Genomic DNA, 18708 nt, shown 5'->3' with positions numbered 1-18708 from the left:
GAAACCACGATAGTGAAGAATAGGCCCAAATGCAAAAATTGACTCGAATCATCACGCTTTCCGTTGCCCTGACCGTTGTTAGTGGCTGCAGCTACGTTGGCGTGTACAAGCGCGATATTCCCCAAGGCAACCTGGTCACTCAGGAGATGGTGAGCCAACTTCAGCCCGGCATGACTCAAGAGCAGGTTACTTACGTGATGGGCAGGCCGCTGTTAGAAGCGCCCTTTGATGCCAACCAGTGGGACTATGTATTTCGTTTAGACAAGGCGTACGGTGATGTAGAACAACGCCGCGTTACGCTCACTTTCGACCCACAGGGCCGCTTGGTGAACATTGAGCAAGAGGGTGATTTATCGGAAGCGCTGCCGCTCGACGGTGAGAGCAGCATGGGGCCAGCAACGGAAGGTGTTGACCCAATGGATGCGCTACCCACAGAGAGCACGCGGGCGCCAATACCGCCGAGTGCGCAGCCTGTTTCACAGCCTTAAAGCAAGCTTATCTATCGCCCAGAGTCGCTCGCTTGGCGCTTTGCACGCTCCAAGCGAGCGACTTTTGGATCGATAGCCAGTGGCCGGTAAACTTCTACTCGATCTCCTTCACGCAACAACTGGGTGTCGGGGTCGCGTAGTGCTTTGCCGAAGATCCCTAGCGGTGCCTGAGAAAATGTGCCATCAGGCATGTCAGGGAATAGCGTCGGTAAATCAGCCAAGGCAACGGCCTGACGTGCGGTGGTGCCCTCAGGCACCCGTAGCGCCACGATGCGCTGCTTAGACGGCAGCGCGAAGGCTACCTCAATTGCGAGCATCTCACCGGCCATACAGCTCGTTTGCGCGCTTGGTGAAGGCATCGACCAACTGCCCCGCTATTTGCTGAAAAAGCTTGCCGAAGGCCATACCGAGCAGCCGATTGGCGAATTCAAACTCCATTTCTAAACTGACCTTGCAGGCGCCCTCCCCCATAGGGATAAACAGCCAGCGACCTTTTAGACGTTTGAAGGGCCCTTTTACCAGCGACAGCTCAATACGCTCAGGTGCAAATAAGTCGTTACGTGTGGTGATGGTTTGCTCGACGCCGGCGCGCCCAAGAGTCATTTCGCCGATTAGATGCTCATCATCATGCTCGACCAAACGCGCCTGACGACAACCGGGCAAAAACTCCGGGTAACGTTCGAAGTCGTTAACCAGATCGAACATTTTCTGGGGGGTGTGCCGCACCAAGGCGGAACGATTGACGGTTGGCATTGACCTCTCCGCTGACTTCACAGTGCCCAAAGCGTATCATGGGGAATATTTTTCATACTCTAAATGGTATCACGCCTCCCCAAATAACGAAGGGGATGCCACTGACAGATTAATTATGAGGTTCCATGGCCACTAAGAAAGGTAAAAGTAAGGGTCCCGGTAGCAGCGTTATTGCCCAAAATAAGAAGGCACGGTTTGAGTACCATATCGATGAAACCTTCGAAGCAGGGCTATCGCTCGCTGGCTGGGAAGTGAAAAGCATGCGCGCCGGCAAAGCTCAGCTCACCGATACCTACATTTTGGTACGCAACGGCGAGGCGTTTCTGCTGGGCAGTCATGTTATGCCGCTTAACACGGCAAGCACCCATGAGATCGCCGACCCTACGCGCACCCGTAAACTGCTGCTGCATCGCAAAGAAATCGCCAAAATCTTTTCGATCACCCAGGACAAGGGTCACACCTGTGTGCCTCTCAAACTTTATTGGAAGCGCAATAAAGTGAAGTGCGAGCTGGCGCTGGTAACCGGCAAACAGCTGCATGACAAACGCGCGACAGAAAAAGATCGCGACTGGAACCGTCAAAAAGGTCGAATTATGCGGGAACATACCAAGGCATAACTGGTCAATCAGCTGTGAGCACGTTAGAATGCTCACTTGTAATAAGGGGGCGACATGGTTTCGACGCCGGTGACAACCCTTGCGGTGCATGCCGAGAGCGTGATGTATCTCGTAAATCCCACATCACGAAAAAATAGTCGCAAATGACGAAAACTACGCTCAAGGCGCGCTAGCAGCTTAAACTGTTAGCTTCTTGTCTGGCCCCAAGGTGATGTGCCTATTCATCACTGAGGGGATACGAGCTAAAGCTGATAGGATCGCGTTTGGTGGTGTCTTCTCGCCAAGCGCTAAACTTTAGAAGGCTCGCGTGGCTGAATCCTGACCGTCGGAGTCAGTCGCGCTAAACTAAATGACGGAATCTAAGCATGTAGAGCCAATAGGCGCGTGCTGGCGGACGCGGGTTCAATTCCCGCCGCCTCCACCACCTTACTATACAAATCAAGCACCTACGGGTGCTTTTTTTGTTTTCTGATCCTACATACTCACTCAAGCTAAAAATCGCTCGATATTGTTATGATGGGTGATGAATGACTGGCTTTTTTCAATACTCAATACTTTTTCAGCATCTTGAGTCCAAAGCCATGGCTGAGGAGTAAGCCAGCATTCCAAAAGCACCCCATCAGCCCGCTATTTTCAGCACATCAGCAGCCTCTTAATACCAGCCCCTCGGACGCACCAAGGCACCAGTAGAGTGTCGTTATCCTTATGACAATTTTGGGAGGTGAGCTACTGGGAATAGACCAGGAAGCGCACTGAAGCCACTGCTTTCTTCAAAATAGGTTAAAAGCGTCTTACGCTTATAGCCAATGAACCTAGCAACGGGCATTTCAGCACCATGAGTGTAAAAACCACATTAAAAGAATTTGTCAGCATCCTGGACAAAGCCTGGGAAGGTAAGCGAGCTGCTCAAATGGTTCAGTTCGTTCTCTATCTGGATCTGGCAATGATTTTTGCTGGTCTCATGGGGCTAGCAGAATGGGATAGTAGAAACACCCCCATTCTCAGTAATTTAAACTTTGTGGTCATCGTGCTCGCTTCATTCACGGTCTGGGCAGCGTTCTTAACGCCTATGAAGCATAGTTTTTAGGGCTTTCATTCTTGAGATGCCGGGCCTCTTTCGCTTGACCCCCTCTGCAAGCCAAGAGCAGCCAAAGGGTTATGTGCATATTGCTTATTATGGAAAAATTGCCTATAAGCGGAATGATCCGCACATGATTGACTACTACCTAATGCGCCAAAAACGGGCGCGCGATTCAGAGGCAGAGCAAAGACGGTCGGGCAATATCCTGTTCGGTACCGCCTTAATCATTCTGTTCAACTCTTTTCCGAACATTATCGGTATTGAAACGACGTCTACTTTGCTACAGGAAGTAATGGCGTTTATGGGTCTCGAAGTCTATCTAGCAATAGGTCTTCTATTCTACTAATTCTATTCTTTTGGCGGGCAACGACGGCAGCATGGTTTGGCGTGCCACTCACGTACATCGAACAGCCAGAACTCTATCGACAGCAACAAGAAGGGGCTCAAGCAGAAAGCAAAGATAAGTCTCCCTATCCACACGACTAGTACCCTTATGCTCAACAGCCGAAACAGCCGACCCCGACGAAAGCTTGGGAAGAATCAACTTATCGCAGGCAATAGCCATCACCTGGGTGATGGCATATTTGCAAAGCATGGGAATGACGCGGGGTTGGAGAGAGTGGAGGCTGCTTAACGCTTTTCCCTCCACTTACGCGGATCAATGCGGCCTTCATACATGGGTAATTCCAGCACAGGATCGTTCTCTCGGAACTGAGACCACATACGGTTCAACCCCGCCGTGCCGAAGGTACGCACACGCTCAACTTCGTCCAAATTGAGTACGTCGGTCAGAATGCCCGAGGTGGCGCCGGGCATTTTCGCGCGGATGCGGCCTTCGGGGTCGACGATCAGACTCTGACCTTCCCCCGCAGGTGCGGCTGAATTAGCGCTCACCATATATACCTGATTGAAAATAGCATTGGCCTGCACAAGGATTTGCTCCTGGGCGCGGTCACAGGTGGTGGTGGCCACTTGGTTGATGATCACCTCCGCCCCTAGCCACGCTAGCTGACGCACCATCTCGGGAAACCAGATGTCGTAGCAGATGGCTAGGCCGACCCGACCTATTCCAGGCACCTCGAACACTTCAAAGCGATCTCCCGGCTGGTAGGGCTCATAAGGTCGCCAGGGGAAACACTTACGGTAGGCAGCCACTCGCTCACCTTCGGGCGAATACACCGGCGCAGTATTGTATAGATGCCCGTCCTCTCCCCGTTCACATACCGTGCCGGGCAGCAGCCATACCCCCAGGTTGCGGGCGATACGTGATAAGTGCTGGTGACGAGGGCCATCGATCGGCTCAGCAGCAGCTTCCAGTTGTTCCCTGCGCTGCTCTGGCGTACCCGCGGCAGCACATAGATGAAGCTCCGGATAAACCACCATCCTTGGCTGTTCAAAATCAGCACCGAAATCGCTCAGGTGTACCGCCAGCTCGGCCTCGAAGTCCAGCAGTTCGGAGTCAATGCCGTGCGGCCGCGAGGCTTCCTGCACCACAAGGACAGGCAAATTTCTGGACATGGTAGATCTCCGTTAATGGGTCGCTTTTACTGAGGCGGTTGCTGACTCGGGCTCTGAGTCATCAAAGGCCACTTCCGGCGGTTCGCGACGGAAGAATCGAGTCAGATAAGCCAGTTGGGCAAGACCAATGGAGAGCCAGATCAGCCCAAGGATAAAGGCGTTGATATCCAGTTTGCTCATCAGCCAAAGGTTAACCAGAGCACCGATAAGCGGCACCACCATCCCTCTAATTACACCATACTGGCGCTTTGCGTCGGCGTCTTTGCTCACCAGAAAGATCACTGCCAGGTTCACCATCGTGAAGGCGATGAAGGCACCGAAGTTGATGAACGAGGCGGCTGATAATACATCGAGGAACAAGGCGATAATGCCAATGGCGCCCGTTAACACGATGTTGAACACCGGCGTATGGAAACGCGAGTGCAGCGCACCGAACAGCTTGGGCGGCAGTACCGCGTCTCGCCCCATGGCAAACAGCAGCCGAGAGGCACTTGCTTGAGCGGCCAGGCCAGAGGTGAATTGGGCGAGCACCATACCGGCCAGAAAGATAGCTCCGAAGAGATCCGCACCGATGGTGGTGGCAATCTCGAAGGCAGCGGAATCGGCGTTTACGAAGCTGCCACCTGGGTGAACCAGTTGGGTGGTGTAACCTACCAGCACGTAGATACCGCCGCCGATCAGTGCGGTGAGCATGATGGCTTTGGGAATATTACGTTTTGGGTCGATGGTTTCTTCGGTCAGTGTGGTAACGGCATCAAAGCCAAGAAAAGAGTAAGCGGCCACCGCTGCGCCCGCAGCAATCGCGGTGAAACCGGCCTCTTCACCCAAAAACGGCCCCAGGCTAAAAAGCGCATCAGTGCCACCGGTCGCAAATACGTGACGAATTGAAAGCAGTACGAAGAAGGCGATCACCAGTATTTGGAAGACCATCAGCAACGAGTTCACTTTGGACGCGAGCTTGATGCCGTAGATATTCAAGAAAGTGGTGATGCCAATGAAGCCCAGCAGGAATATCCAGCTCGGCACTTCAGGAAAGCGCGCATTCAAATAAGCAGCGCCGATCAACCAAATCACCATGGGCAGAAAGAAATAATCCAGCAGCACGCTCCATCCCACCATAAAGCCGACCCGGGAGTCGATGGCTCTGCGTGCGTAAGTATAGGCAGATCCGGCTACCGGATAAGTACGCGCCATAATGCCGTAGCTGTATGCCGTGAATAGCATGGCAACGGTAGTGATGAGGTAAGCAGTGGGTACGGCGCCATTGCTAGTGCTGGCAATCACACCGAAAGTGCCCAGCACGATCAATGGCGTCATGTAGGCGAGGCCAAACAGCACCACAGCTTTTAGGGATAGCGTTCTTTCCAGTTTGATATTGTTATCCGTCATGATCCATCTCCAGGAAACGTTGGTACCGACAGCGGGCAGTCCGCTGAGTCGGCACAAAACGAAGAGGTGGTTGATCAAGCCAGCCGCCGAGGCTAGACCAGCTTGCTACCGTTAATGGTCGGCTAATAACCCTCAGTTGCTGGCGTTACAGCTGTCCAGCTAGACTGAGATGCTTAGTCGCCAACCTCTTTAGAACGGTATTGGCAGCTCATCGGATCGTATATAACCCTAGCGTGGTATGGACTTGCGGATGTGTAAGCAGTGACTCAAAGCGAAAATGACGAGGCGATGGCAGATACCATCATGGCCTTGGGAACGCCTGCATTGCCTCAACACTTCTCCACATTGGTGAAACGTCTAGCGGCCTTCGATAACTTGATCATCATCGCTTATCACGGCGAACACCGGCCAGCGGTACTCTATCGGGAATATACCGACCCTGTGGTTTATCTACCCATGGATAGCCAATATCTAGGGGGAGACTACCTGCTGGATCCGTTTTACCGCGAGCACCTGAAGGGCGATGTTAAGGGCATACGTCGATTGAAAGACATCGCACCCGATCACTTTCGACGCACGCATTACTATAAGAATTACTACCAGCAGACCACGCTACTAGACGAGGTAGCAGTGTTTGCCAACGTCACCGAGAGTGACACCATAACCGCCTGTTTGGGTAGGGATCGCTCAAGTGGCAAGCCTTTCAATCATCGTGAACTTGAGAAGTTGCATCAGTACGAAAACACCCTCAGCTCGCTACTGAAAAAGCATTGGCAAGATTACCGCTTTGAAGGTGTGAATAAAGCGGCCCCCGCTCCCCTAGAGGAACGCCTTAGAGAAGCCCTGAATCAGCAACACAGCATTCGGCTGAGCCCACGCCAAGCGGAAGTGGCCTTGTTTATTTTAAGAGGCCACTCATCTCTATCCATCAGCCTGCACCTGGATGTCAGCCTCCAGACGGTTAAGGTCTTCCGTCGCCAGCTCTATGCCAAGTGCTGCATTTCGTCTCAGGCGGAACTCTTCTCGCTACTGATGCCGCTGTTTGCTCGGCTGGCCGAGCACAGATGAAGCATCGTCTTATCTGGCCTTTAAAAGCTAAAAATTAATTTAATAATGGAGAGCCGCTCATCGCCGAGACAAAAAACACCTTTCAGCGCGAGCAGCTAAGATCGCCCTCTTCACATTCAGCATGCTCACGTAGCGTTTCAGTTCGTGCTTCTGTCAGTGCTTCAAGGCAGCTGTTACGGACCATTGGCTGCGCACTGCCGCCTTCAACAGCGCTACTTTCGAACGCACACTCGGCATCGCGAAAACCGATCCAGGCGCGCTGAGCAGTTCTAAGTTTTTCTAACGAGGCGGCGTTGTTGCTTAGTTGTCCCACAAGTAACTGATAAGCATCATTTAGCTCTTTATCGACCGCTTGATACGCCTGCGCTGTGCATTCGTTGAGCTCAATCTGAGTAGTAGCGCTATCACAGTTATCGCCCGCGTAGGAAACACTACTGGCGACTAAAAACCCGATCCCTAGGAAAAGTGACCTTAAACGCATAATGAGTGGCCCTATGTTATTGTCGTTTGATCAAGCGATAAGGAAGAAACGCGGTAACTCTACCCTGAATCCTAACTTAACAGTGCCAATAAAACCAAAGCGCTGGCATGAGAGCCAGCGCTTTTTGGATCAGTTAAAAGTGGCCATTACCGTTTAGTGGGCAAGCATCTCATCGACAATTTCTTCACCACTTAGCTCTGAAGGATAATAGGTTGGCCAATTAGTCACTTCATCCAGCAGCGCTTCACGATCATCCCCCCAGTAAAGATGGTAGTGGTCTGCGTCAGTTGGGTAAATGCTGTGATCGCTGAACTGAATATACTGGGGGAGATCGTCAGTCCCCTCGCCTTCAAGCTCGAAAATAAACCGCACGCCTCGATTGCCCGCTTGGTAATTTAAAATCTCGTAGCCATCGTACTGGTAATCGCCCGACATCTCTTCGCCGCTCGCAAAGAAGGTGACGTTGCTACCGTCGATAACGATACGCTCTACATCAGTTTGATAACCCGTATCGTAATACGCTTTGTACTCTTCGGCGGTTTTATCGCCGTGCTCTGCCTTGTCCGCGAACACTTCATCTAGCGTTCCATCCTGTAGATACGGATAGACGGATTGCCAATCACCTTCCCAGTCTGCAAGTGGACGATCCTTAATCTGATCGTCCTCAAAGTAGCCTGCATAAATATCGCTATCGTGGTCGTGGTTGTGGTCGTTATGAGCATGACCGTGATCATGACTGTGGTCATGGCCATGATCATCAGCGCTGGCATGGTGGGCACCTGCCAGTAGCAAAGCGCTGAATGCGAACGCGCTGACACTTTTGAACGGCAATACCATCATTTTACGCTGTACCATGCTTCGGTCTCCCTTATTCATTTCTCTACTGTTGAAATAACAGAATCACCAAAAGATACAATATAACATAACATTAAAGCAAGACGATCGGTAGTGTTCAGAATTCTGTGTCATTTCTTTAGACTGAACCGAAAAGAGATGACTTATGACCAAACCTATGTTCGATATGGATGCCGCACTTCAAGCTCTGCGTGAGGGCAAAGACCTCACCGGCAAAGACGGTATCCTGACCCCGTTGATCAAGCAACTCACCGAAGCCGCCATGCAAGGTGAGCTGGAGGCCCATCTAGCCTCGGAGGACACAGCCAACCGCAAGAACGGTTCCAGTCGCAAGACCATGAAGGGGCCGACTGGCAGCTTTGAGCTGGACGCACCGAGAGACCGGACCGGCTCCTTCGAGCCCCAGATCGTCAAGAAGCACCAGACCCACCTTACTGACGAACTGGAACGTAAAATCATTGCCCTGTTCGCACTCGGTAACAGCTATCAGGACATCCGTACGCACATCGCCGAGCTGTATGGTGTTTCGCTCTCCAACGGCACCATCAACGCCGTCACCGACAAACTGCTACCGGAGCTGCAAGCCTGGCGTGAGCGTGACCTGGAAGCTATTTACCCCATTGTCTGGCTCGACGCCATTCACTACAAAATCAAAGAGAATGGTCGCTACGTCAGCAAAGCGATCTACACGCTCCTTGGCCTGAACATCGAGGGCAAGAAAGAACTGCTCGGCCTCTACCTCTCGGACCAGGAAGGTGCTCACCACTGGCTCAGTGTACTCACGGACCTCTACAACCGGGGCGTCAAAGACATCCTGATTGCCTGTATCGATGGACTGAAGGGCTTCCCCGAAGCCATTGAGTCGATTTACCCCGACACCGAGATCCAGCACTGTATCATTCACCAGATCCGGAACTCGATGAAGTACATTGCCTCGAAAAACCAGAAGGCCTTTATGGCCGACCTGAAAGCCGTCTACAAGGCTGCCACGCTCAATGCCGCCGAACTTGCGCTTGATGACCTGGAAGCCAAGTGGGGTGATAAATATCCCATGGTTATCAAGTCCTGGCGGGACAAGTGGCCCACGCTCTCAGCCTACTTCAAATACCCCGATTACGTGCGCAAGGCGATTTACACCACCAACGCGGTGGAAGCCGTACACCGCCAGTTCCGCAAGCTCACCAAGACCAAGGGCGGCTTCGCCAATGAGAACAGCTTACTCAAGCTGCTCTATGCCGGTATACTCAAGGCCTCTGAGCGCTGGACGCACCCCGTGCAGAACTGGAACTTGACGCTGTCACAGATGGCCATCCACTTCCCAGGGCGCTTGGAACATCACATCAGCCTATAAGGCTGGTTGGCTGACACAGAGTTTTGAACACCCTCAGACGATCTTATACAGGAGAAAGCAGAAAGTAATGGTAGGAGCAGCGACCAGATCAAATAACTGTGAAGGCCCATCGCGAAAAGTAGGGACATCAATGCCCACAGGGACAGTTTATTCAAAGACACAAACGCATCGGGCCCCGCGTAAGCGGGGCCCGATCATCGAATCTAAACGATTCGAGAACTTAAATAATCGCTAGGATTAAGAAAGCAGCTTGATGTTTGAAGCTTGAAGGCCTTTCTGACCTTGGGTAACGTCAAAAGAGACGTTAGCGCCTTCAGGCAGAGTTTTGAAGCCATCAGACTGAATTTCAGAAAAATGAGCAAAAACGTCATCGCTGCCGTCAGAAGGAGCAATGAAACCGAAGCCTTTAGAATCGTTGAACCACTTAACTGTGCCAGTTGCCATGATATTAAATCCTTTTCGCAAGTCGCGAATTGTAGAAATCCTGGTATTACCCAGATAAATAGTGAGTAGAACAAGGAATACAATTACAGACTACCGAAAGAATTCGAATGTTTCTGGAACCATGCTTGCTTGCTAACTTACTAACTGCGCACATCCTGTCACGTAGTTCACAGCAGGTCAAAGCCTTTATGTTTTTTTTATTTTTTCTCTACTTTTCATAGCCATTTAAACCGCGCAAATTTACATAAATAGCCTTAATCTTGCCAAAGAGCTGGGCACTACTAATCCGATCGCCTAGCGCGCCTTACTAGCCAGGGTTACCCCGCTTCGTTCGCGGCCTGGTGGGTACACTGTAAGAGGTTTTAACATGCTATATGGACTTAGTTTATTGGCGGGTATCGCATTACTCACCCTGGGCGGGGAGTCACTTATTCGTGGCGCTGTCGCTGGCGCACGAAGAGTGGGTGTCTCGCCGCTGCTAACCGGACTGGTCGTCGTTGGCTTCGGCACATCGGCACCCGAGCTGGTCGTTTCAATTGATGCCGCTATTAATCAACAGCCAGACATTGCGATTGGCAATATAGTGGGCAGCAACATCGGCAATATCTTATTGATTTTGGGCATGTGCGCCGTGATTTGCCCTATGGTGGTTCAACCTTTAGCGCTACGCCGGGATGGCTTGGTGGTGGTGCTAGCCAGCCTGCTATTTATTGGACTCTCATTCGGTGGCGCATTAGGGCGCATTGATGCGGCAATCTTTATAGCCAGTCTCGCTAGCTATCTTATTTGGGCTTACGTAAGCGAAAGCCGTCAACATATTCCGGCGGCAGATATGCATGCCTCAGAAGCCGAAGAGATGACCAAACTTCCCACTACGGGTTGGATGATCGCTTTAGCGCTGGTGATTGGTTTAGGCATGCTAATAGGAGGGTCGCAGCTACTGCTCTTTGGCGCCATTGGGTTAGCCCAGGCGCTGGGTATTTCCGAAGCCGTCATTGGGCTAACCATCGTCGCTGTTGGCACCTCACTACCTGAAATGGCCGTGTCGGTGATTGCGGCGCTGCGCCGTCATGCTGATGTCGCGGTGGGGAATATTCTGGGCAGTAACATATTTAACCTTCTGGGCATCCTCGGTATCTCAGCATTTTTACAACCACTGCCCCTTGCACCCCGCGTGGCCCTGTTTGACCAATGGGTGATGCTAGGAGCCGCTGCCCTATTGGTGCTATTTTTGTATACCGGTATGCGTCTATCACGCTGGGAAGGGGCCGCATTACTTGCCGGTTATGCGGCTTACATCGCCCTAAGCTTTAGCGTTTTTTAAGCGATCTGCAAATCAGCAATCACCACTTGATTACGGCCTGCATGTTTTGCTTTATAGAGTGAATCATCGGCCACATTAAGCAGTAGTTGGGCATCGTCGCCATGATCAGGATAGGCGGCGATTCCCAAAGAGCTCGTGACAGTGAGCAATGCCGTATCACCAATATCGATCGTGAGCTTTTCAATTGAGCACCGCAGCTGCTCAGCACGCTGGGCAGCTATCTCGAGCGTTGCGCCAGGCATGATTAACGTAAACTCTTCACCACCAAAGCGGCAGACTAAATCTTCACCACGTAATGCATTCTTTAGCAATTCTCCGACGACTACCAAGACTTTATCGCCTGCAGAGTGACCATAATCATCGTTGATACGCTTGAAATGATCCAAGTCGAGCATAATGACCGATAGCGCACCGTTTTCGCGTTTGGCACGTGCTAATTCGCGCTGCAAACTCTCTTCAAGGTAGCGGCGGTTGTAAAGCCCCGTTAGGGGATCACGTACCGACTGTTGTTGTAAGCGTTCACGTAGCTGGATATTCGCCAGACTCAACGAGACCTGTTCTGCCACCGCCTGCGCCAGCTGTTTGTGATTTACCCACTCGTTATGGTGATCGTCGGGGACCGAGATATGCAAGACTCCGAGCGAATTACCGTGCGCTGTCAGCGGCGCGCAATAGTGGCCCCCCGCTTGAGGTTGGATATGGCCGCACACGACGCCGTGATCCATTAAAGGGTTAACCTCATAAGGCTTACCACGTCGCAACGACCAACAATCCACTTCGCCCACTGAGGCATCAATTTGCCCAGCCTGCAGCCCCCACGCTACTCTGATGGTAAAGCACTCGCCCTCTTCATCCCGCAAAAGCAAAGCACCCGATGTCTTCGTAAATAAACTGGGGAGTACTGAGTACAGCACTTGTATCGCCTCATCACGAAGGTGGCAAGACTGCAGCATTTCGACCAGATGATTCATCGCTAGCATTTCTTTAGTACGACTGGCGACCATGTCATCCACATGCTGTGACAGCGATTGACGCGCCTGCTTCTCCGCGCTCACCATGGCCTCTAAGCGTTCAGCCATTTGGTTGAAGGCCCGGGCCATAGCGGCTAATTCATCATTGCCTAGCTCGGGAGCCCTTTTGCGCCAATTCCCTTCCATCATCTGTTTTGCAGCATCAGTAATGCCATTCACAGCTAGTGATGTACGATTTGCTAATAGTAGCCATAATATCAATGCTGCCAAGGCTGCACCGCCAAACCCCATGGTCGCAATAATATTTGCACGACGTGCAATAGCAATACTTTCCTGCTGCTTATCTCGTAAACGGGCATTGGCGACTTCGGTAAGCTCATCCATGGTGATTCGGTAGCTATCTATTAAGTGCTTTCCCTGTTCAAACAGCTGTAGATTGGGTGAGGTATCACCGACACGACGGTTATCTAGCGAAGGCATGGCTACACTTTCTTGCCAACGTTCAAACAAAGTACGCGCCTCTCTAAGGCGCTCTAGTTGATCAGGCTGCTCGTTTAACATTTCCGTGACACGATCATAGATCAGGTCATAGGATATAAGCGCTTTTTGATAGGGTAATAAGTATTCATCTTGACCAGCGATTAAATAGCCACGCTGCCCTGTTTCTGCATCTACGACACGCAATTTTAAATTATTCGCAGCAGCAACCATTGCCTGCTCTCGAAGCATTTGTGCGGAGGTATCCAAACTGCTCTGAAGCGCTATATACAGAGCCACGCCGCTACCTAGCGTCATCAGCAATGGGATAGTGGCTCCTAAGAGCATTTTAAGCACAAAAGTACGACGCATTCCTAACATCTCCATTGCGATCATTTCGCGATGCGCCGTTTTACTCTGCTTAGCACGCACTCACACAAGCGCATGTATCTACAAAACTTACATCAGTGTCAAGAACAACTAAGGTTTCCTATGCACATTGCGACCCTGGGTCCTAGCGGCAATAACCACGAATTGATTGCCAAGCGCTATCTCAGAATGCGTTGCTCAGGCGAAGGCAGCGTGACTCTCTTTAGCCAGTTTGAAGCGGCCTTTCAGGCGCTTATTGCTGGGCAGGTTAGCCACGTGTTGCAGTGCACCGCCCACGCCACCCATAGCGACTGTGTCGGCCGCTATATGCATCAAGCCTATCCGGTCGACACCTTTATTGCGGGTAGCAAGCCGCTGGCGCTGATCGCACAACGTGCCACTGCGCAGCCCACCCAGGTGGCACTGCAGCCAGCCACCCGCTATTACACTGATTTAACGGGCTATGCGGAGCTCATTGATGCCCCCACCACGGTGGCAGTAGCAGAAGGCCTGCTCGCCGGACGTTTTGAAGCAGGCATCTGTGCTGAAGAGGTGCTCACCCAGGCACCCGAGCAACTGCGGTTGGTGCAGTCACTGGGGCCTGCGCTGGATACCTGGGTGATGTTTGCCACTACCCCGCTGCCAGCCTCTTCGCCGCTACGCCTGGATGCTGACGGTTCGTCCCAGGGCTAAAGGCTAAACCACGAAGATCAGGATAGCCCCCGCCGCGACTAGCGCCGCGCGCTGCCACAAGGCTTTGCGCGCGATCACCCCGTAAGAGATCGCCCCCAGCCCCAGCGCCACTTTCAGCGTATTCAGCAGGGCGCCTGACGGATTAAAGACTAGTTGGATTATTTCCGGGTTGGCCACCATGGCCAAGGGAATGATATACAGCCCGATCCCCAGCGCCATGGCCTTGAACGCCACCTTTAGCCAATTCTCCCCCACCATGCCAGCGGCGATAAACACACCGCCACACACCGGCGGCGTGATAGTCGAGAGCAGCGCGTACCAGAAGACGAACAGATGCGCTAGAAGCGGCTCCAGACCCAGCGATGTCAACGCCGGCCCGGCGACAGAGACACAGATCACGTAGGCGGCGGTGGTTGGCACCTCCATGCCTAAAATCAAACAGGCGAGCGCTGTCAGCAGCAGTGCTGGCCATAGCATGTCGTTTGAGAGCGATAGGATACCTGAGGTAATCTTGACGCCCAGCCCCGTTAGCGACAGCACGCCGACCACCAGCGAGGCGCACAGGATAATCGCGCCGATCACGGCAATCTGGCGCCCGGCAGTGACCGCAGCGGCGGCTAACCGACGGCTAAAGCCAGGAAGCGAGAAGCGCAGCGTCACATCAAAGAACAGCAGCGCGATGCCCGCGAAAATCGCAATGCTGGCAGCGTACTGTGGGGTATAACCACCGTTGAAAATACGCTCGAGCAGCAACACGAACGGGATCGCGAAAAATAGTGAGGTAATGGCGACCTCTTTCGCGTGGGGGCGTTCGCTTTCCGCCACGGGCTGCAAGTCATGCCTAGTCGCGTAGGCATTGATGCCCACCCAGACGGTCAAGAAATAGAGGACTGCCGGTAACATTGCCGCGCCCATAATTTGTGTATAGGGAGTCCCCGTCAGCTCCACCATGACAAACGCGCCCGCCCCCATCAGCGGCGGCATGATTTGCCCGCCAGAGGAGGCAACCGCTTCCACCGCACCGGCGAGCGAGCGCGGGTAGCGCAGGCGTACCATGGAGGGAATGGTGATTGCCCCAGTGGAGGCCACGTTAGCTGACGCCGAACCGGAGATAGAGCCCATCAGTGCCGAGGAAATCACCGCCACCTTGGCCGCGCCCCCGGTCAGCCGCCCTGCCACCGCGCCAGCGAGATTCATGAAGCCCTGACCCGCTTCTCCGGCATTGAGTACCGCACCGAAAATCACAAAAATCGCCACCACACTGACACTCACGCCGGTCAGCGATCCCCACAGCCCGCCTTCGGCAATGGTCAATGTGCCCACCATGCTAGGCAGCGGGAGCCCAGGGTGGCCAAAAGCACCAGGGATGTATTGGCCGAAAGCGCCATACATCAAGGCCAGCAACGCGACCAGCGGCAGCGGCCAGCCAATCGCCCGGCGGGCGGCCTCAAGCGCAAGCGCGATTAAAAATAGCCCGATACCCATCTGCAGGTGGGTATCAATAAAGCCATACTGATTGGCTAGCGCGGCCTCATTGAGGGCGATATAGCCGCATGCGGCCACGCCCAACACCGTTAGCACCCAGCCGCTGATTCGCTGCGTCGGTGTGTTGGCCATGTAGACCAGCACCCATGGCAACAGCAGCGCCATGTGTAGCGGCCGACTGACAAGCGCAGGCGTTAACCCATAAAAAATCAATCCCAGATGAAATACCACACTGACCGCCCCCAGCGCCATCCAGCCTGGGGCTATGGCGTCATCATCTGCAGGGGTCGCCGCTGGCGAAGAAGTAATAACACGCATGCCATGTTGCCTATTATCAATACTGCATCAATACCGCATCAACTCTGCATCAATACAGAACTGCCACAGCGCGATCGCCGTGGCAGTAGGAAAAAGGGGGATAGTGACTAACGTAGAGAGTCAGGCACCTCGAAGCCCGCTTCTTCGTAATAGCGCAGTGCCCCTGGGTGTAGCGAGCCGGTCATGTTTTCCAGCATTTCAGGGATAATACTGCCCCACCAGGCGGCCTCTTCGGCCATGGCATCACGACGCTCCCAAAATGTTTTGGTCAGCGTGTAGGCAGTATCGTCATCCATATAGGTGGTGGTGTAGGCAATCACCGGTAGCGATGTGGTTTCGACATCTTTATCAACGCCGGGGTAGGTACCGCCGGGGATCGTTTGGCGCGCTGCGCCGGTTTGTTCGATTTGCTCATCGGTCAGACTAACCAACGATATAGGCATGCTGGCGGCGGTCTCGATCACATTGGGCGACGGGAAAGAGCTGGCCGTTACAAAGCCATCAATCTGACCGTTTTTAAGTGCATCGGGGCCGCTGCCAATCGCCGCATCGGCGATTTGGACACTCTCTTCCAGACCAAACAACTCCAGGTAACGAGCCGCTTCTCGGGCGCCAAACGTACCTCGGCCAATTAATAAGTGCTTGCCTTCCAGGGCAGACATATCCGCCACTCCTTTGTCACCCGCCATTACAAAGTGCATGGTGATAGAAGGGATGGGGAACAGGCCACGAATCTCTTGAAAGCGTGGGTTTTGACGCTCGGCAAAGGCGCCCTCTCCTGCCATGGCCTGCTCCACTAATGCAGGCGGCGTGGTAAACACGTAGTTACCCTGGCGCGCCATGACCTCCATGACGTTCTGAACCGAGCCCTGACTCTCTTCCAGAGTGAGCACAATGGCGTCATCCGTCCCCTGGCGGATCGCTTCTGAGAGTTCTACGCCCATCTGATAGTAGGCGGTACCGGCAGAAGCCGATTTATAGGTCACCCGCGTTTCAGCGTGGACGGAGAAAGCGGTACTTACCAGCGCTAGCGTAGCAGCCGTCACGCCAAGCGTGCGGCGAAGGGAGCGAAATGAGTTGCGCATCTTAATTTTCCTTAGCGTATCCAGCGGCCGTTTTCTAACGGGCCTCGTTTTTATGTTACCCAGCAATGGGCCTAGGGGGGCGTCAACATACCATGACTATGCCTAAACGGGCAGCCTCGCCTGGGATTCGACGGTGATAATGAAAGCGTGTATTAGTAAAAGGAAGTATAAAGAAATGGATATTATTTAATAATACTATTCGGCAATAGTATAACCCCCACCTTTAAATTAGCATTTAGGCAAAACTAATGTCGCTAAAGTTACCATTACCTAAAAGATTAATTTCCTAAAAAAAGATGCTATTCCCTTAAGAAGAACTACTTTCGTTCGTTTTTATAAAGTATTGCGGCGCAATATAGGCTGGTAAACTAGCGGCGCTTTTACACCACTCCTGACAACTTAACCATGAGGAAAAACGTCACATGCCTACGTTGTGCCAACCCTCTTGCCAGCCACGATTATATCGTCGCTGGCTTTTTTTGTTAGCGGCCTTACTATTAGGCGTAAGTCCCAATGCGTTTGCCGTTACTGGTGAACTAAATTTAACCACCTCGGCTGTCGGCTTTTTTGCGGTGGCTATTTTCGTCCTGGCGTATGCCCTCGTCATGGCGGAAGAAAAGATTCATATGCGCAAGTCGAAGCCGGTGTTAGTGGCAGCCGGTATCATCTGGAGCCTCATCGGCTGGGTGTATGTCCAAAACGGTATGTCTGACGCGTCCGAGTACGCGTTTCGCGTGACGCTTTTGGAGTTCACCGAGCTGATGCTGTTCTTGCTGGTGGCCATGACGTATATCAACGCGATGGAAGAGCGCCGGGTGTTTGATGCTTTGCGCTCCTGGATGTTACGCAAAGGCTTCAACTACCGGACACTGTTTTGGTTGACCGGCGGTCTCGCCTTTGTGCTTTCACCCATTGCCGACAACCTCACCACCGCACTATTGATGTGTGCCGTGGTAACTAAAGTGGCAGAGGGCGACCAGCGGTTTATTAACGTCGCTTGTATCAATATTGTGGTGGCCGCCAATGCGGGGGGTGCATTTAGCCCCTTCGGCGACATTACCACTCTCATGGTGTGGCAAGCTGGCATGGTTGAGTTCCAGGAGTTCTTCATCCTGTTCTTCCCTGCCCTGGTCAATTTCCTAATACCTGCCTCCATCATGAGTCTGTTCATTAAGGACGAGAAACCCGCTAGCGTTTATGAAGATGTGTGGATGAAGCGGGGTGCCCGGCGCATTGTAGGGCTGTTTTTATTGACCATTATTACTGCCGTGCTGTGCCACGTAGTACTCCACCTACCGCCGGTGCTGGGTATGATGACCGGCCTGGGCTACTTGCAGTTCTTCGGCTACTACCTACGCCGCAGCCTACCCCGCTCGTTGGAGCGTAAACGCGAACGCTATAGCCGCCGCGGTGACAACAAGAAGCTTGAGCAGTTGGGCAGCGTGGTACCGTTTGATGTCTTCAACCGTGTGGCACGTGCCGAGTGGGATACATTGCTGTTCTTCTACGGGGTAGTGATGTGCGTTGGCGGGCTGGGTTTTATGGGCTATCTCGGCCTGCTTTCAGAGGCGCTCTACACTGGTTGGAACGCGACGGCAGCCAACATTACGCTGGGTGTTGTATCAGCGGTCATCGACAACATTCCCGTGATGTTTGCGGTGCTCACGATGGAGCCCGATATGTCCCACGGTCAATGGCTGCTAATTACCTTAACCGCAGGCGTCGGGGGCAGCTTGCTGTCGATCGGTTCAGCGGCAGGGGTAGCGGTAATGGGCCAGGCAAGAGGTTCCTATACGTTTATGGGCCACTTGCGTTGGTCGCCGGTCATTTTGCTCGGCTATATCGCCAGCATTTTGGTTCACATGTTGCTTAACGCTGAGAGCTTTGCGCTGTTTAGCTAAAGCAGGCATGTATCATTAAGAGTGTTTAACCCCTTTTCAG

19 protein-coding genes and 1 other RNA gene are annotated in these 18708 nt (G+C 52.8%); 10 read left to right on the top strand and 10 right to left on the bottom strand.

Annotated elements, in window-relative coordinates; all coding sequences use genetic code 11:
* Positions 1 to 29: 29 nt before the first annotated feature.
* Positions 30 to 488: an outer membrane protein assembly factor BamE gene (gene bamE, locus ACXUPB_RS01360; RefSeq protein WP_336274715.1), complete on the top strand. Its 459-nt coding sequence runs from the start codon at positions 30 to 32 to the stop codon at positions 486 to 488.
* A gap of 11 nt (positions 489 to 499) precedes the next feature.
* Here the strand turns inward: bamE and ACXUPB_RS01355 are convergent, their stop codons facing one another.
* On the bottom strand, positions 500 to 817 hold the full coding sequence (locus ACXUPB_RS01355) for an RnfH family protein (RefSeq protein ID WP_336274714.1): 318 nt from the start codon (positions 815 to 817) through the stop codon (positions 500 to 502).
* Positions 807 to 1241, bottom strand: coding sequence for a type II toxin-antitoxin system RatA family toxin (locus ACXUPB_RS01350; protein WP_472954991.1), 435 nt, complete (start codon positions 1239 to 1241; stop codon positions 807 to 809). Before ACXUPB_RS01350 ends, ACXUPB_RS01355 begins: the two co-directional genes overlap by 11 nt.
* 125 nt (positions 1242 to 1366) lie before the next feature.
* On the opposite strand from ACXUPB_RS01350, the gene smpB reads away from it, so the two are divergent.
* The 4 genes from smpB (at position 1367) to ACXUPB_RS01330 (ending at position 3285) form a co-directional block, all read left to right on the top strand.
* On the top strand, positions 1367 to 1858 hold the full coding sequence (gene smpB / locus ACXUPB_RS01345; RefSeq protein WP_035562653.1) for an SsrA-binding protein SmpB: 492 nt from the start codon (positions 1367 to 1369) through the stop codon (positions 1856 to 1858).
* Positions 1859 to 1903: 45 nt separating this feature from the next.
* Positions 1904 to 2282: a transfer-messenger RNA gene (ssrA, locus tag ACXUPB_RS01340) on the top strand.
* A gap of 411 nt (positions 2283 to 2693) precedes the next feature.
* On the top strand, positions 2694 to 2945 hold the full coding sequence (locus ACXUPB_RS01335; protein ID WP_472954989.1) for a hypothetical protein: 252 nt from the start codon (positions 2694 to 2696) through the stop codon (positions 2943 to 2945).
* A 34-nt stretch (positions 2946 to 2979) separates the two neighbouring features.
* On the top strand, positions 2980 to 3285 hold the full coding sequence (locus tag ACXUPB_RS01330; protein WP_472954986.1) for a hypothetical protein: 306 nt from the start codon (positions 2980 to 2982) through the stop codon (positions 3283 to 3285).
* Positions 3286 to 3569: 284 nt separating this feature from the next.
* On the opposite strand, the gene ACXUPB_RS01325 is transcribed toward ACXUPB_RS01330, so the two are convergent.
* Positions 3570 to 4457 carry a carbon-nitrogen hydrolase family protein gene (locus ACXUPB_RS01325; RefSeq protein ID WP_472954983.1) on the bottom strand — a complete coding sequence of 296 codons (888 nt, stop codon included), beginning with the start codon at positions 4455 to 4457 and terminating at the stop codon, positions 3570 to 3572.
* A 12-nt stretch (positions 4458 to 4469) separates the two neighbouring features.
* Entirely contained in the window at positions 4470 to 5846 is a 1377-nt protein-coding gene (locus ACXUPB_RS01320; protein ID WP_339885930.1) for an APC family permease, read from the bottom strand.
* A gap of 288 nt (positions 5847 to 6134) precedes the next feature.
* Here ACXUPB_RS01320 and ACXUPB_RS01315 point away from each other — a divergent pair, with 288 nt between their 5' ends.
* Positions 6135 to 6914, top strand: a complete 780-nt coding sequence (locus ACXUPB_RS01315; protein ID WP_472954980.1) for a LuxR C-terminal-related transcriptional regulator — start codon at positions 6135 to 6137, stop codon at positions 6912 to 6914.
* An 82-nt stretch (positions 6915 to 6996) separates the two neighbouring features.
* Here ACXUPB_RS01315 and ACXUPB_RS01310 read toward each other — a convergent pair whose 3' ends face one another.
* Both ACXUPB_RS01310 and ACXUPB_RS01305 read right to left on the bottom strand, forming a co-directional pair.
* Positions 6997 to 7395, bottom strand: a complete 399-nt coding sequence (locus ACXUPB_RS01310) for a lysozyme inhibitor LprI family protein (protein WP_472954977.1) — start codon at positions 7393 to 7395, stop codon at positions 6997 to 6999.
* Between the two features lie 153 nt (positions 7396 to 7548).
* A complete protein-coding gene (locus tag ACXUPB_RS01305) occupies positions 7549 to 8250 on the bottom strand; it encodes a metal-binding protein ZinT (protein ID WP_472954973.1) in 702 nt (233 codons plus the stop codon).
* A gap of 145 nt (positions 8251 to 8395) precedes the next feature.
* Between ACXUPB_RS01305 and ACXUPB_RS01300 the strand changes: the two genes are divergently transcribed.
* Positions 8396 to 9601 carry an IS256 family transposase gene (locus ACXUPB_RS01300; RefSeq protein ID WP_035565815.1) on the top strand — a complete coding sequence of 402 codons (1206 nt, stop codon included), beginning with the start codon at positions 8396 to 8398 and terminating at the stop codon, positions 9599 to 9601.
* A gap of 237 nt (positions 9602 to 9838) precedes the next feature.
* On the opposite strand, the gene ACXUPB_RS01295 is transcribed toward ACXUPB_RS01300, so the two are convergent.
* Positions 9839 to 10045: a cold-shock protein gene (locus ACXUPB_RS01295; protein WP_007111857.1), complete on the bottom strand. Its 207-nt coding sequence runs from the start codon at positions 10043 to 10045 to the stop codon at positions 9839 to 9841.
* 367 nt (positions 10046 to 10412) lie between these two features.
* On the opposite strand from ACXUPB_RS01295, the gene ACXUPB_RS01290 reads away from it, so the two are divergent.
* On the top strand, positions 10413 to 11369 hold the full coding sequence (locus tag ACXUPB_RS01290; protein WP_472954970.1) for a calcium/sodium antiporter: 957 nt from the start codon (positions 10413 to 10415) through the stop codon (positions 11367 to 11369).
* Here the strand turns inward: ACXUPB_RS01290 and ACXUPB_RS01285 are convergent.
* The gene (locus ACXUPB_RS01285) at positions 11366 to 13189 is read right to left on the bottom strand and encodes a diguanylate cyclase (protein ID WP_472954968.1); all 1824 of its coding nucleotides are present in this window, start codon (positions 13187 to 13189) and stop codon (positions 11366 to 11368) included. The two genes, ACXUPB_RS01290 and ACXUPB_RS01285, sit on opposite strands and share 4 nt — an antisense overlap.
* Before the next feature lie 120 nt (positions 13190 to 13309).
* Here ACXUPB_RS01285 and ACXUPB_RS01280 point away from each other — a divergent pair, with 120 nt between their 5' ends.
* Complete coding sequence (locus ACXUPB_RS01280) at positions 13310 to 13879, top strand: hypothetical protein (RefSeq protein WP_472954966.1); 570 nt, start codon at positions 13310 to 13312, stop codon at positions 13877 to 13879.
* Positions 13880 to 13882: 3 nt separating this feature from the next.
* On the opposite strand, the gene ACXUPB_RS01275 is transcribed toward ACXUPB_RS01280, so the two are convergent.
* Complete coding sequence (locus tag ACXUPB_RS01275; protein WP_472954963.1) at positions 13883 to 15682, bottom strand: TRAP transporter permease; 1800 nt, start codon at positions 15680 to 15682, stop codon at positions 13883 to 13885.
* 107 nt (positions 15683 to 15789) lie between these two features.
* Positions 15790 to 16767 carry a TAXI family TRAP transporter solute-binding subunit gene (locus ACXUPB_RS01270; protein WP_472954961.1) on the bottom strand — a complete coding sequence of 326 codons (978 nt, stop codon included), beginning with the start codon at positions 16765 to 16767 and terminating at the stop codon, positions 15790 to 15792.
* Between the two features lie 422 nt (positions 16768 to 17189).
* On the opposite strand from ACXUPB_RS01270, the gene nhaD reads away from it, so the two are divergent.
* The gene (gene nhaD, locus ACXUPB_RS01265) at positions 17190 to 18668 is read left to right on the top strand and encodes a sodium:proton antiporter NhaD (protein WP_008957089.1); all 1479 of its coding nucleotides are present in this window, start codon (positions 17190 to 17192) and stop codon (positions 18666 to 18668) included.
* Positions 18669 to 18708 lie beyond the last annotated feature (40 nt).

The sequence above is a fragment of the Vreelandella sp. DA03-1M genome (assembly GCF_055725665.1).
The sequence above is the reverse complement of the archived record's forward strand: the minus strand, read 5'-3'. Positions and strand labels throughout refer to the sequence as shown.